This is a genomic window from Parabacteroides sp. AF19-14 (assembly GCF_003635485.1).
GTDB lineage: Bacteria > Bacteroidota > Bacteroidia > Bacteroidales > Tannerellaceae > Parabacteroides > Parabacteroides distasonis.
In genome coordinates, this window is sequence record NZ_QTMJ01000004.1 from 165,118 (window position 1) to 179,411 (window position 14,294).

Consider the following 14,294-nt stretch of genomic DNA (forward strand, 5'->3'; position numbering starts at 1 on the left):
TAAGTTAATAATAAAGCGAATCGTTTGTTCTTTTATCTAAGACTGCCCTACTTCAGAAAGGTTTAATCCTTGATACCCAACAAATCTTTCGCATTGGCAAGAGAAGCCTCTGTTAACGAGGCTCCGCTCAACATACGGGCCACCTCGTTCACACGTTCCTCCCCCTCTAATTGCTTGATACGGGTCAGCGTACGGTCTTTGGTATCCTTCTTATAAACAAAATAATGAGCTTGCCCCTTCGCCGCTATCTGAGGCAAGTGAGTGATAGCGAAAACTTGCATCTTTGTTCCGAGTTCTTGCATGATATCCCCCATTTTATCGGCGATATCACCCGATACCCCCGTATCTACCTCATCAAAGATAATAGTAGGTAAAGCGGTGAACCCGGCAATCATAGCCTTAATGCAGAGCATCAACCGGGAGATCTCACCTCCGGAAGCGGTTTGGGCTACCGGCTGCAATTCCGCGCTCTTATTGGCGGAGAACATAAATCGGATATCGTCCATTCCATCGCTCTCCGGCTCTTTGCGAGGAAGGATGTCCACACGGAAACGGGTATTCGGCATCCCCAACGGAATAATCATCTTGACCAATTGCGAGGCCATCGCCGTGGAAGCGACTTTACGCTGCTCGCTAAGCACTGAGGCCTGTTGAAGCAACTCTTTATACGAGGCATCCAATTGACTTTCTAACAAACCGATTTGCTCATCGAAAGAATCGATCGCACGCAATTGCTCTTGGTATTGATCCCGTATAGCGATCAATTCATTCACGGTGGAGACACGGTGTTTTTGCTGGAGCGTATAAAGGGTATTCAAGCGTTCATTCACCCATTCCAATCGTTCCGGGTTGAACTCTACATCTTCCTTTAAAACGTCTGTCTCGGAAGCCAGATCATTCAAGTCGATATAAGCCGAGCGGATTCGCTCGGAGATCTCCTTGGCTTTCGGGAAATATCTTTCTAAGGAATCCACGGTGGAAAGGGCTTCCTTGAGTATTTGGATGGCTCCTTGCTCCTCGCCGTCCAAGAGTTCGGTTACCTTATATAAAGAACTTTTGATCTCCTCCGCATGCGAGAGAGTTTCTTGCTCTTGCTCCAACTCATCCTGCTCATCCGGTTGAAGGTTGGCTTCGTCCAATTGTTCCAATTGAAAACGGATATAGTCTTCCTCCTGCTTGCTTTGAGCCGCTTTGTCCCTCAAATCTTTCAGTTCCCTTCGCAACGCCTGATAACGGGTAAATTCCTTCTTATAAAGAATGAGCAAGATCTCATTTTCGGCCATTACATCGATCACTTTCAGCTGGAAACGGTTATCGCCCAACAATAGGTTCTGATGCTGCGAATGGATATCGATCAAGCGGCTTCCCAACTCTTTTAAGATCGTAAGGGAAACCGGAGAATCATTGACGAAGGCACGGGATTTGCCGGAGGCATAAAGCTCCCGACGCAAGATACAGCTATCCGCGTCGTACTCAAGGTCGTTACTTAGGAAGAAAGGCTCCAACTGATATTTTGAGACATCAAATACGGCCTCGATCACACATTTATCCGAACCTTTCTTTATACTCTTGCCATCCGCACGTTGTCCCAGCACCAATGACAAGGCTCCTAATATAATAGATTTTCCCGCTCCGGTCTCACCCGTTATCACCGAGAAGCCTTTATCAAAGCGGATATCCAAATTGTCTATCAAGACAAAGTTCTGTATAAATAAGGATTTCAACATAACTATTTTACCTTACTGGTTTTTGAAGCTCTTCCAAGCGAGTGGATTGTGCCGGATAGATCTCGAACAGCATCTTATAGCCCTCTTGCCGCTCTTGTGTGGTCGCTTTCGAATAAATCGCGATAATCTCATCTAATTTAGCGTCGGCGAACATTTGTAGAAGCACAGAAGTAGGCCGGGCTTTCTTTACTTCCTGCAAGGCGGGAAGCGCACCGATGATCGTCGTACGTCCGCGATCCGGATTTGCCGCCATTTCATCGAGTCCTTTCCGGTGATACGTGTACCACATTTCCCGGAAAGCGTCGGATGCGTTATCTTGCAAAGCCGTCGCTACGGCATGGCGGTTCTGGTTGCTATCAAAAGCTTTCCAGCCCGTCCACGACATCTCGGACTGGGCCATGTTCACGATTTGTTGGGCCTGCTGTATATAGGTAGTTCCACCTTTCGGGGCGAAACTATCGAAATCAAGCCCCAAGATCACATAGACGTAAAACACGATAGTGGCCGTAAGATTGCTGGTCAGCGTATTTGAGTTATAGTCCAATGGCTCTCCCTCCGTATATTCAAAATCCAACTGTTGGTCCCGGAAATTCAAAAGAGTGGTCGTATAACTGGAATTATAGACCGGACGGCGGGCTTGTATCTGGATCTCGCTCTTGAAGTTCGTCTCATCCAATTCATTCACGATAATCGTCATCGTACAATCGATCTTCTCATTGACAGCAAACGTGGCATCCGTCCATTTCCGGTTATTCACGAACTCAGTCAAGGAGTTCTGCAAGGTCGTGAAGATTTGCTTGTTAGCGGTCGCGATCTTGTCTCCGTTTACCGTGATACGGGCGTTCAACTCTTGCGCCTTCCCACAAAAAGGAGCGGCGCAAAGCATGAATAGATAAAACAGTCTTCTTACTTTTCTCATTTCAATAATGTTACCAACTTATTTACGATATCAGAGGCTACCTCCCGCTTCGTTTTGAGCGGATAGCTCGTTACTCCTCCGGCATTGTCGATAATCGTGATCTTATTGGTATCGCAACGGAAACCGGCACCTTGGTCTCGTAAAGAATTCAAGACGATGAAATCGAGATTCTTCCGCTTCAGTTTACCTTCGGCATGAGTGGCCTCGTCATTCGTCTCCAGGGCGAACCCCACCATGACCTGTCCTTCCCGCTTGATCGCACCCAAAGAGGCGGCGATATCCGGGTTCGGAACCAAATGAAGCGTCATCTCTCCCTCTGTTTCCCGTTTGATCTTCTGCTCGGAAGCATTCTCCGGACGGTAATCGGCGACAGCGGCACATAATATGGCAGCATCGCTACTCGGGAATGCGGTCATCGCCGCTTGGTACATTTCCCCGGCAGACTCAACATCGATTCGTTTAATAGCCGGATGATGTGTTTTTAAAGAGACTGGACCAGCGACCAAAGTCACCTCCGCCCCTCTCTCCGCACAAGCTTCCGCTAAAGCGAACCCCATCTTACCGGAAGAGTAATTACCTATAAAACGTACGGGATCTATCTTTTCATATGTCGGACCTGCTGTTATTAAGATCTTTTTTTTTTCAAGATCTTTTTGAACGAAAAAGAAGTCTTCCAAAACCTCGATAATCTTATCGGGTTCTTCCATCCGGCCTTTACCAACCAAATGGCTCGCCAATTCCCCCTCGGCAGGTTCGATAATCCGGTTACCGAATGAACGCAAGCGCTCCAGATTCTGTTGGGTACTCGGATGAGCGAACATATCCAAATCCATGGCCGGAGCCACGAATACAGGGGATTTGCAAGAAAGATAAGTAGTTATTAGCATATTATCGGCGATTCCGTTCGCCATCTTACCGATCGTGGAAGCGGTAGCCGGAGCAATCAACATGGCATCCGCCCAAAGCCCCAGATCCACATGGCTATTCCATGTACCATCCCTATTGGAAAAAAACTCGCTGATTACAGGGTGGCTACTCAACGTCGATAACGTAAGCGGAGTGATAAACTCTTTTCCCGCCGGCGTGATAACCACTTGTACCTCGGCTCCTTTTTTCACCAATCCCCGGATGATATAAGCGGCTTTGTATGCGGCTATACTCCCCGTAATTCCTAATATAATATGTTTATCTTTCAATGTCATATATCGAATCAATTTATCTTTGCCAGTAGAGACGTAGCACGTTGCGTCTCTACAACCTCAACAAAAGAATCTCTTTGGCTACTTTTGAGTTTATATTGCCATATTCGCCAAGTTTCCATCCCATTCGATCGATAGGTTCCACCAAAGCATCCAAGTCGGACTCCTTGATCCCATAGTCGGAAAGACGGGTCTTTAATCCCATGAAATGGAAAAAATCTTCCGTAGCCTCTATTGACTTTTGCGCCTTTTCATCGGCAGATCCTTCGGTAATACCAAATACGACCTCTCCCATCCGGATCAGTTTCGCCGCTTTCTCCTTACGCATATAGGTCATGACACCCGGCAAGATAACCGCCAAAGTCTGGGCATGATCCAAGCCAAACTGCGCCGTCAATGCATATCCCATACGGTGTGAGGACCAGTCTTGGGGTACTCCTTGGCCGATCCAACAGTTCAAGGCATTCGTAGCCGCCCACATCAAATTAGCACGAATATCATAATCATTCGGGTTTTGCAAGACCTTGCGGCCTTCTTCCACGATTGTCTTCATCAATCCTTCGGCAAAATAATCTTGAACCTTAGCGTTCACCGGATAAGTCAGGTATTGCTCGACCACATGGATAAACGAGTCAACGACACCGTTAGCCACCTGTCGCTCTGGTAAAGAATAAGTTACCTGCGGATCTAAGATAGCGAACTTAGGGAACACCAACGGAGACATGAAATTCAATTTCTCATGGACAGATTCCCGGGAAATTACCGCCCGTTCATTCATTTCCGAACCGGTAGCGGCCAAAGTCAGCACTACTCCTAAAGGAAGCGCTTTCTTTATCACGCCACCTTTCGACAAGATATCCCAAGGATCTCCCTCGAAAAACGTAGCCGAAGCGATAAATTTCGTAGCGTCGATCACTGATCCGCCGCCTACCGCCAGCAAGAAATCGATATTCTCCCCCTTCACCAACTCAACAGCCTTCATACAAGTCTCATAACGGGGATTCGCCTCAATACCACCAAACTCATAGGTATAGAAGTCTTTCAAAGCTGCCGTCACCTGCTCATAAATGCCATTTTTCTTAATGCTACCGCCACCGTATACCACCAGAACCTTACTTCCTTCTGGAATTAACGCAGACAAACGGGCAATACTTCCTTTGCCGAACACAACCTTTACAGGATTGCAAAACTCAAAATTATTCATCGCCTTATTTTGAATTAAAGTCTCTCAAACGGATCTCTGTCAACATTTTCTTCGTATTCAACGGGAAATCGCCATTCATGATCCAAGAATAATAACCCGGATCCGACTTCAAGATCTCCGTTACCAAACGGCCTTTATACTTACCGAAGTTAATAACCTCCTCGCCTTTATCGTTGTAAACCATACGTCCGGCGAAATCCACATTATTCGAGTAGCAGGAATATTGGGAAAGGAAAGCTACGTCATTCTTCAAATCCGGATAGCGATCCAGCTGCGCTTTCAACACCTCATACGTAGCCAACGTATCAGCCTCAGCCGTATGAGCGTTCTCCAAGCTTTTATTACAATAGAATTTATAAGCAGCAGATAACGTACGTTGCTCCATCTTATGGAAAATCGTCTGTACATCGATAAATTTGCGCCGGTTCAAATCAATATCCACACCCGCACGCAGGAACTCCTCGGCAAGCATGGGTATATCAAAACGGTTGGAATTATATCCGGCCAAATCACAACCCTCGATCTGGGTTGCCAAAGATTTAGCGATCTCCTTAAAGGTCGGACAATCTTTTACATCTTCATCGGTTATACCATGAATAGCGGTAGATTCGGGGGGAATAGGCATACCGGGATTTATCCGGCGTGTCTTCGTTTCTTCTTTCCCATTAGGGAAGACCTTCACGTAGGAAATCTCTACGATACGGTCCTTTACGATATTTATACCCGTGGTCTCTAAATCAAAAAAGACCAGCGGGTTCCTTAAGTTTAACTGCATTATTTATTTATTAGTCATTCAACATCATCGGCATCAGCAACATGAGCAAGTCCTCGTCCTCATCATTCTCAGAAGGAACGATCAAGCCGGCACGTGAAGGGTCCGCTAATTCTAATACAACCTCTTCCGAGCTGATATTTCCAAGGATCTCGATCAGATATGTAGCCTTAAAACCGATGCTTAACTCCGTCCCGTCAAACTGACAAACAATACGCTCTTCCGCAGAAGTGGAGAAATCGATATCTTGGGCGGAAACCGTAATCAAGCTATCCTTCAAGTGCAACTTCACCAAGCTGCTCGCCGGATTAGAAAAGACAGAAACACGCTTTAAAGCATTCAAGAAAGAGATACGATCGATCGTTACCTTAAACGGGTTTTCTTGAGGAATCACACTATTATAGTTCGGGTAACGCCCCTCGATCAAACGACAAACCATCTCGAAGTTCGTGCAAGTAATATACGCATTGTTATCATCAAACTTAATCAATACTTGCTCCGACTCCTTCGCCAACAAATTCTTCAATAAATTAGCCGGCTTCTTCGGCAAAATGAAAGAAGCCCGTTCCGGGGATTTCACCGCCAAGTTACGCAAGCGAACCAATTTATGTCCGTCTGATGCCACGAACGTCAAATCATCCGTATGGATATCGAAATAGACACCATTCATTACAGGGCGAAGCTCATCATCGGCCGTGGCGAACAAGGAACGACTGATGCCGTTTAACAGCATCTGGGCATCCATCGAGATAGAGATAGCGTTATCATTCAACGGCTTCTGCTGCGGATATGTGTCCCCTTTCTGACCGATAAAATTATACTTACCATTCTGGAAATGAATGAAAATCTCCAAATTCTCATCATTGATATCAAAAGTAAGCGGTTGTTCGGGAAGCTCTTTCAGCGGATCGAGCAGTATCTTGGCGGAAACCGCAAAGAGTCCGGCACCTTGGGCATTCATGACGTCTACGGAAGTCACCAACCGGGTCTCGGCATCGGAAGCTGTCACCGTAAGCGTATTTCCTTCTAGGTTAAAAAGGAAGCTGTCCAGAATCGGTAAAGAGTTCTTGGAAGCGATAACCTTGCTTATAGACTGTAAACGTGATAATAGCGCAGTGCTGGATACATCGAATCTCATAGCTTTAATATTTTATCTTGTTATATTATTATTTCACACAAACTACCATTTGGATGGGAAGAGACACGGCATGCCCCATCTCTACAAATTAACCCAACAAAATTAAGAAAATATTTTATTTGTAACCAACTATACTTTCAAAAGTTTAGGGTACAAAAAAAGCTTCCCTCCGCTTTATCGGAGAGAAGCCTCTTATATTCTTTATTATTCGCTACTTAATTATTTAGCGAAATAATCTTTTACTGCTTCGTTAGGGATCATTTCTTCTTGGAAGATGTATGCACCTGTTTTCGGAGACTTAACCATTTTAATCACTTTGGAATAAGTACGACCGTCACCTTTCTTAAATGTTGCAACTGCTTTTTTTGCCATCGTTTAAAATCTCCTATTACTTAATTTCTTTGTGTAACGTCATCTTCTTCAAAACCGGATTGTATTTCATCAATTCCAATCTCTGAGTAGTATTCTTTCTATTCTTCGTAGTGATATAGCGAGACATACCCGGCATTCCACTTTCCTTGTGCTCTGTACACTCAAGGATTACCTGTACTCTATTTCCTTTTGCTTTTTTTGCCATTTTCTATATCCTCCACAAATTATGCGTTCAAATAACCTTTTTCAGCCGCCATCTTGATAGCCGCATCCAAACCTAACTTATTGATTGTACGTAAGCCAGCCGCAGATATATTCAAGCTAACCCAGCAATCCTGCTCTACCCAGTAGAACTTCTTCGTAAACAGGTTGACATTGAACTTACGCTTCGTTCTTCTCTTTGAGTGAGAAACGTTGTTTCCAACCATTGCTCTCTTTCCAGTAATTTGACAAATTTTAGACATTTCTAATCTGTTCTTTTAAATTATACGAAATTTAAGTCAACTCCTGCTATGTGTCTTCCCTTTCTGAACTAGCATCATGAACAAAAACGAAGATTCTAATAGAGTCTTATCTTTACAGGGTGCAAAGGTAAGAATTATTTTGATTTATCCGCAAGAATTCTCAAATATTTTTTCCTCAACAAATCATGTCTTAAATTAGTTATAGGTATATAACAACATAACATGATATTCATTATGGCAAGAAGTTTTAAAGAAGCGATCCAGCATCGCCGGACACATTATGGAATAGGTAACAACTCTCCCATTTCCGACAACGAGATTCATGAGATTATTAAGACAGCGGTCACTCACGTTCCCTCCGCATTCAATTCGCAGTCTACGAGAATCGTACTGCTACTGGGTGAAAGCCACAAGAAGCTTTGGGAAATCGTAAAAGACACGCTTCGTAAAATCGTCCCCGCCGAAGCCTATAAGGCTACCGAGGCAAAGATAGATAATTCTTTCGAGGCTGGCTATGGCACGGTCCTCTTTTTCGAGGATACAGCGGTAGTAGAAGGCTTACAGAAGCAATTTCCTTCTTATAAAGAGAATTTCCCGGTATGGTCCCAACAGACATCGGCTATGCATCAATTCGCGGTATGGACTATGCTGGAAGACGCCGGCTTCGGCGCTTCTTTGCAACATTACAACCCGTTGATCGACGAGGCGGTCGCTAAACAATGGCATATCAATCCGAACTGGAAACTGATCGCCGAGATGCCGTTCGGAACCTCTACCCAGGAACCGGGAGAAAAACAATTCGCTCCATTAGAGGAACGAATTTTAGTATTCAAATAATTATAATAATGTATATGGAATATGACATAGCAATCATAGGCGGTGGACCTGCGGGTTACACCGCCGCCGAAAGGGCTTCGGAGAATGGATTAAAAACGATCCTTTTCGAGAAGAACGCTATCGGTGGCGTCTGCCTAAACGAGGGATGTATCCCGACAAAAACTCTTTTATACTCCGCCAAGATACTAGACAGTATCAAAAGTGCCTCCAAATATGGTATAGTGGCGATGAAAGACCCAAGTTTCGACTTGGCAAAGATTATCGACCGGAAGAACAAGACCGTCCGTAAACTTACGCTCGGGGTAAAAGCCCGGCTTACGGGTAACGGCGTCACCATCGTAGAAGGAGAGGCACGAATCACCGGAGAGGAGTTTGGAAATATACGGATTCACTGCGATGGAAAAGAGTATTTAGTGAAGAATGTGTTAGTATGCACAGGCTCTGAAACCGTGATCCCTCCTATCAAAGGGTTATCAGAGGTCAAGTATTGGACTTCCCGGGAAGCCCTTGATCTCAACGATTTGCCAAAATCGTTAGCGATTATCGGTGGTGGCGTGATCGGAATGGAGTTCGCCTCATTCTTTAACAGTATGGGCGTAAAGGTGAAGGTAATCGAGATGCTACCCGAGATATTAGGGAATATGGATAAAGAAACCTCAGCGATGCTTCGATCCGAGTATAAGAAAAAAGGCGTAGAGTTTTTCTTGAATACCAAAGTTTCAGAGGTATCGGCAGAGAAAGTCTTTGTTGAGAAAAACGGCAAGGCAGACACGATTGAAGCCGATAAAATATTGGTGAGCGTGGGCCGCCGTCCGATTACAAAGAGTCTGGGACTAGAAAATCTAGCGATCGAAATACAAGGGGCCGGCGTAAAGGTGAACGAACATATGCTGACTTCCCATCCACATGTATATGCGGCTGGAGATATTACCGGTTTTTCCCTGCTGGCACATACGGCTTACCGGGAAGCGGAAGTTGCCATACACCATATCCTAGGCATACCGGACGAGATGAGCTATAAAGCCATTCCGGCGGTAGTTTATACGAATCCGGAATTGGCGAGCGTGGGTAAGACAGAAGAGGAATTGGTAGCGAACGGGGAAAGTTTTCGTGTTCAAAAGATCCCGATGACCTATTCCGGACGTTTCGTCGCAGAGAACGAGAATAGTAATGGTTTATGTAAACTGATCACGGACGACGAGGATCGTATCATCGGTTGCCATCTACTAGGGAATCCGGCATCCGAGATTATCGTCACCGCCGGAATCGCTGTCGAGAATGGTTATACAATCGATGAATTTAAGAAAAATATTTTCCCGCATCCGACAGTCAGTGAGATCCTCCACGAAAGTTTATATATCTAATAAAACGCCTAACTAAAACAGTTTCCTGATGCTTTGCATTCACAATACACAAACGGATCCATACTTCAATTTGGCCGCCGAAGAGTATCTGCTCAAGAATTTCAAAGAGAATATTTTCATGCTTTGGCAGAATGAACCATCAATCGTGATCGGTAAGCATCAGGATGTATGGGCCGAGGTAAATCTCAAATTCGTACAAGACCAACAAATCAAGATAGCACGCAGGTTTTCCGGTGGTGGTGCCGTTTACCATGATCCGGGAAACCTGAATCTTACATTTATAGAGACCGGCCAGATTATGCAGACCGACAAATATACCATCCAGATCATGAATTTTCTCAAGACATTGGGAGTACATGTCGAGGTGGATGAACGGAAAGGATTAACTATCGGAGGATTTAAAATATCGGGTAGCGCACAGAGTATCCATAAGAATCGGTATATGCACCATGCTACCTTATTGTTTTCCACCGATCTGGATAGGCTCGTCACCTCCTTGAAAAGTACATCCCATCAAACACCAAAGAAAACAGGAGGTAAACGATCGACATTCGTTAAATCTGTACGGAGTCCGGTCACGAATATCAGCGCCCATCTTCCGGCTTCTATCTCCATCCAGCATTTTAAGAAAGCGCTTCTTTACTATTTCACGATCAATAATCCCGGCATACAGGATTATTCCTTCACGCAAGCAGACTTGGAAGCCATCTATCGGCTTAAAGAGCAGAAATATGCTACAGCCAGCTGGAACTTTAACACTTATACACTATAATACAGAAACTTACCTTCTTGATCTTTGTTCTTATTATATACCGTTTGTAGAGACGGGGCACGCCCCGTCTCCCCACTATATAACAGTAATTAAAAAATCAAAATATGGCTACATTTGAGATAAAGATGCCTAAGTTGGGCGAAAGTATTACAGAAGGAACCATCATCTCATGGTCGGTAAAGGTAGGTGATACCGTAGAGGAAGATGATGTCCTTTTCGAAGTAAGCACAGCGAAAGTAAGCGCTGAGATTCCATCCCCCGTTGAGGGAAAAGTAAAACAACTTCTTTTTAATGAGGGAGACACCGTAGCGGTCGGTACAGTCGTAGCGATCCTTGAGATCGAAGGTGAAGGAGAGGATAACGGAGTTCAGCCGGAAACCTCGGAGGCTACTCAACCGAAAGAACAAGTCCCCGCTCCCGTCCCAGAGGAATTATCAAAGAATTCCCAAGAGGAAGATCGTTGGTATTCTCCCGTCGTATTGCAATTAGCGAAAGCTGCCGGTGTATCGCAAGATGAACTGGATCATATTCCGGGTACCGGATATCTGGGACGTCTCAGTAAGAAAGATATTCAAACGTATATCGATCACAAAAATAAAGGTACGGAAATGCCGAAGCCGAAACAGGCTCCTGTTTCTTCCATGCAGCAAACGGCTACGAGCACGCCAACAATTACGGTAGCGCCGCCGACCGCTCCTTCCATGCCTATGACAGCGGCCACCCCATCCGCTCCACTCGCTCAAGGAGACGAGGTGAGAGAAATGGATCGTGTACGTAAGATCATTGCGGACCATATGGTATTATCGAAAAAAGTATCTCCGCATGTGACGTCGGTTATCGAGGTAGACGTGACCCGACTGGTTAACTGGCGTAAAAAAGTGAAGGATCAATTCTTCAAGCAAGAAGGCATCAACCTAACTTATATGCCGGCTATTACCGAAGCGACCGCCAAAGCGTTGAAAGCCTATCCATTAGTAAATTCATCCGTGGACGGTTACAATATCATCCTAAAGAAGCCTATTAATATAGGTATAGCGGTTTCCTTAAACGACGGAAATTTAATTGTCCCGGTTATACACGATGCCGATAAGTTGAACCTAAGTGGCCTCGCCTCACAAATAGATACCTTGGCGGCTAAAGCCCGTGAGAATAAGCTCGCCCCGGATAGCATCCAAGGCGGAACATTCACGATTACGAATTTCGGAACCTTCAAGAGTCTGTTCGGCACCCCGATCATCAATCAGCCTCAAGTAGCGATCCTAGCCGTCGGTTATATCGAGAAGAAGCCTGCGGTAGTAGAGACGCCCGAGGGAGATACGATCGCTATCCGTCACAAGATGTACCTCTCACTCTCCTACGATCATCGTATCGTGGACGGAGCTTTGGCGGGAGCCTTTTTACGTTCCATCGCCGACGAACTAGAGAATTGGAACGCTTAATACATTATATATAATAGAACAACATGAAAAAGTATGATATAAAAACAACAGATAAGGAGACTCTCAGGAAATGGTTTTACCTTATGACACTCGGAAGGGCGATCGATGAGAAGGCTCCCTCCTATTTATTGCAATCTCTCGGCTGGTCTTATCATGCCCCGTATGCCGGGCACGACGGGATACAACTCGCCATGGGACAAGTATTCGATAAGGACACGGACTTTCTCTTCCCCTATTACCGGGATATGTTGACGGTTCTCTCGGCGGGAATGACTGCCGAGGAGATCATCCTGAACGGTATCTCCAAGGCGACCGATCTGACCAGTGGCGGCCGCCACATGTCTAACCACTTCTCTAAGATGGAATGGCATATCGAGAACGTTTCTTCCGCTACGGCGACTCACGATCTCCATGCCGCCGGCGTGGCACGGGCGATGGTTTACTATGGACAGAAAGGCGTAGCGATTACCTCGCACGGTGAATCGGCCGCTTCCGAAGGCTATGTGTATGAGGCAATCAATGGCGCCAGCAATGAGCGACTGCCGGTTATCTTTGTCTTCCAAGACAATGGATATGGTATCTCTGTCCCCAAAAAGGACCAGACGGCCAATCGTAAAGTTGCCGATAACTTCTCTGGCTTCAAGAATTTACGTATTATCCATTGCAATGGAAAAGACGTGTTCGATTCCATGAATGCCATGACCGAGGCCAAAGAGTACGCGATCGCCAACCGGACTCCCGTAATCGTTCAGGCCAATTGCGTACGGATAGGCTCCCACTCAAACTCCGATAAACATACCTTGTATCGTGATGAGAACGAGCTTACCTATGTAAAATCCGCCGATCCTTTATACAAATTCCATCGCATGCTGATTCGTTACGGACGTTTCACCGAGGAAGAATTGAAAGAGATCGCGGATCTAGCGGCTAAAGACCTGAAAGCCGCCAATCGGAAAGCGATGGCCGCCCCCGATCCCGATCCGTCTACCGTCAAGGATTACGTCCTCCCGGAACCTTATCAACCTCAAAAATACAAAGAAGGTGTTCAAAACGAGGAAGGAGAGAAAGAAACGCTAGTTACGGCGATCAACAAGACGTTGAAAGCGGAGTTCCGGCACAACCCGGATACGTTTATCTGGGGACAGGATGTAGCCAATAAAGAAAAGGGTGGCGTATTCAACATCACCAAAGGCATGCAGCAAGAATTCGGTATCGAGCGAGTCTTCAACGCCCCTATCGCCGAGGATTATATCGTAGGGACAGCGAACGGTATGTGCCGCTTTGACCCGAAGATCCATGTAGTGATCGAGGGCGCGGAATTCGCCGATTACTTCTGGCCGGCCGTCGAGCAATACGTGGAATGTACGCATGAGTATTGGCGCAGCAACGGGCAATTTACCCCAAACATCACTTTGCGCCTAGCCTCCGGAGGCTATATCGGAGGAGGGCTTTATCATTCCCAGACCATTGAGGGCGCATTGACCTCATTACCCGGTGCCCGGATTGTTTATCCCTCTTTCGCAGATGATGCCGCCGGACTGTTGCGGACGAGTATGCGTTCTAAAGGCTTTACGCTCTATCTGGAACCGAAAGCGCTCTACAACGCAGTAGAAGCCTCCACCTTTGTCCCCGAGGATTTCGAGGTTCCATTTGGGAAAGCCCGCATACGCCGTCCGGGAAAAGATCTGACAATCATCACTTATGGCAATACGACCCATCTTTGCCTCAACGTAGCCGAGCTTCTTTACAAAGAAAAAGGCTGGGAACTGGAGGTTATCGATCTTCGTACCTTGATACCATTGGATAAAGAGGCGATCTTCAACTCGGTGAAGAAAACCAGTAAAGTATTGATCGTACATGAGGACAAGGTCTTCTCTGGCTTCGGAGCGGAAATTGCCGGCATCATCGGCTCGGAACTATTCCAGTACTTGGATGCTCCGATCCAACGGGTAGGTTCCCTATTCACTCCGGTTGGTTTCCATCCGGTCTTGGAACGGGCCATCCTCCCCAACGAGGAGACCATCTATCATGCGGCAAAAGAACTGCTGCTTTATTAGATCCACATTCGTTAAATCTTTAAAAGTATC

General features: G+C 45.8%; 14 protein-coding genes. 5 read left to right on the forward strand and 9 right to left on the reverse strand.

Annotated elements, in window-relative coordinates:
• Positions 1-62 precede the first annotated feature (62 nt).
• The 9 genes from recN to rpmB all read right to left on the reverse strand — a co-directional run bounded on the left by recN (position 63) and on the right by rpmB (position 7,795).
• On the reverse strand, positions 63-1,727 hold the full coding sequence (gene recN / locus DWX33_RS05655; protein WP_005862919.1) for a DNA repair protein RecN: 1,665 nt from the start codon (positions 1,725-1,727) through the stop codon (positions 63-65).
• 7 nt (positions 1,728-1,734) lie between these two features.
• Entirely contained in the window at positions 1,735-2,646 is a 912-nt protein-coding gene (locus DWX33_RS05660; protein WP_008772391.1) for a DUF4835 family protein, read from the reverse strand.
• Positions 2,643-3,848: a bifunctional phosphopantothenoylcysteine decarboxylase/phosphopantothenate--cysteine ligase CoaBC gene (gene coaBC / locus DWX33_RS05665; protein WP_122380003.1), complete on the reverse strand. Its 1,206-nt coding sequence runs from the start codon at positions 3,846-3,848 to the stop codon at positions 2,643-2,645. Before coaBC ends, DWX33_RS05660 begins: the two co-directional genes overlap by 4 nt.
• Positions 3,849-3,897: 49 nt before the next feature.
• Positions 3,898-5,049, reverse strand: coding sequence for an iron-containing alcohol dehydrogenase (locus DWX33_RS05670; RefSeq protein WP_057326452.1), 1,152 nt, complete (start codon positions 5,047-5,049; stop codon positions 3,898-3,900).
• Positions 5,050-5,053: 4 nt separating this feature from the next.
• A complete protein-coding gene (locus tag DWX33_RS05675) occupies positions 5,054-5,824 on the reverse strand; it encodes a 3'-5' exonuclease (RefSeq protein WP_005857624.1) in 771 nt (256 codons plus the stop codon).
• Between the two features lie 10 nt (positions 5,825-5,834).
• Positions 5,835-6,959 carry a DNA polymerase III subunit beta gene (dnaN, locus tag DWX33_RS05680; protein WP_005857626.1) on the reverse strand — a complete coding sequence of 375 codons (1,125 nt, stop codon included), beginning with the start codon at positions 6,957-6,959 and terminating at the stop codon, positions 5,835-5,837.
• A gap of 219 nt (positions 6,960-7,178) precedes the next feature.
• On the reverse strand, positions 7,179-7,331 hold the full coding sequence (locus tag DWX33_RS05685) for a DUF4295 domain-containing protein (RefSeq protein ID WP_005638125.1): 153 nt from the start codon (positions 7,329-7,331) through the stop codon (positions 7,179-7,181).
• Positions 7,332-7,347: 16 nt separating this feature from the next.
• Positions 7,348-7,536 carry a 50S ribosomal protein L33 gene (rpmG, locus tag DWX33_RS05690; protein ID WP_005857628.1) on the reverse strand — a complete coding sequence of 63 codons (189 nt, stop codon included), beginning with the start codon at positions 7,534-7,536 and terminating at the stop codon, positions 7,348-7,350.
• Between the two features lie 19 nt (positions 7,537-7,555).
• Positions 7,556-7,795 (reverse strand): 50S ribosomal protein L28, encoded by a 240-nt coding sequence (gene rpmB / locus DWX33_RS05695; RefSeq protein WP_005857630.1) that lies wholly within the window; start codon positions 7,793-7,795, stop codon positions 7,556-7,558.
• Between the two features lie 234 nt (positions 7,796-8,029).
• Here rpmB and DWX33_RS05700 point away from each other — a divergent pair, with 234 nt between their 5' ends.
• From DWX33_RS05700 to DWX33_RS05720, 5 genes are all read left to right on the forward strand, one after another.
• Positions 8,030-8,632 carry a nitroreductase family protein gene (locus tag DWX33_RS05700; protein WP_036615787.1) on the forward strand — a complete coding sequence of 201 codons (603 nt, stop codon included), beginning with the start codon at positions 8,030-8,032 and terminating at the stop codon, positions 8,630-8,632.
• 14 nt (positions 8,633-8,646) lie between these two features.
• Positions 8,647-9,996: a dihydrolipoyl dehydrogenase gene (lpdA, locus tag DWX33_RS05705; RefSeq protein ID WP_122297278.1), complete on the forward strand. Its 1,350-nt coding sequence runs from the start codon at positions 8,647-8,649 to the stop codon at positions 9,994-9,996.
• A 28-nt stretch (positions 9,997-10,024) separates the two neighbouring features.
• Positions 10,025-10,768, forward strand: coding sequence for a lipoate--protein ligase family protein (locus DWX33_RS05710; protein ID WP_122268214.1), 744 nt, complete (start codon positions 10,025-10,027; stop codon positions 10,766-10,768).
• Positions 10,769-10,872: 104 nt separating this feature from the next.
• Positions 10,873-12,207, forward strand: a complete 1,335-nt coding sequence (locus DWX33_RS05715; protein WP_005862953.1) for a dihydrolipoamide acetyltransferase family protein — start codon at positions 10,873-10,875, stop codon at positions 12,205-12,207.
• Positions 12,208-12,230: 23 nt separating this feature from the next.
• Positions 12,231-14,264 carry a thiamine pyrophosphate-dependent enzyme gene (locus tag DWX33_RS05720; protein ID WP_005862955.1) on the forward strand — a complete coding sequence of 678 codons (2,034 nt, stop codon included), beginning with the start codon at positions 12,231-12,233 and terminating at the stop codon, positions 14,262-14,264.
• Positions 14,265-14,294: the final 30 nt, after the last annotated feature.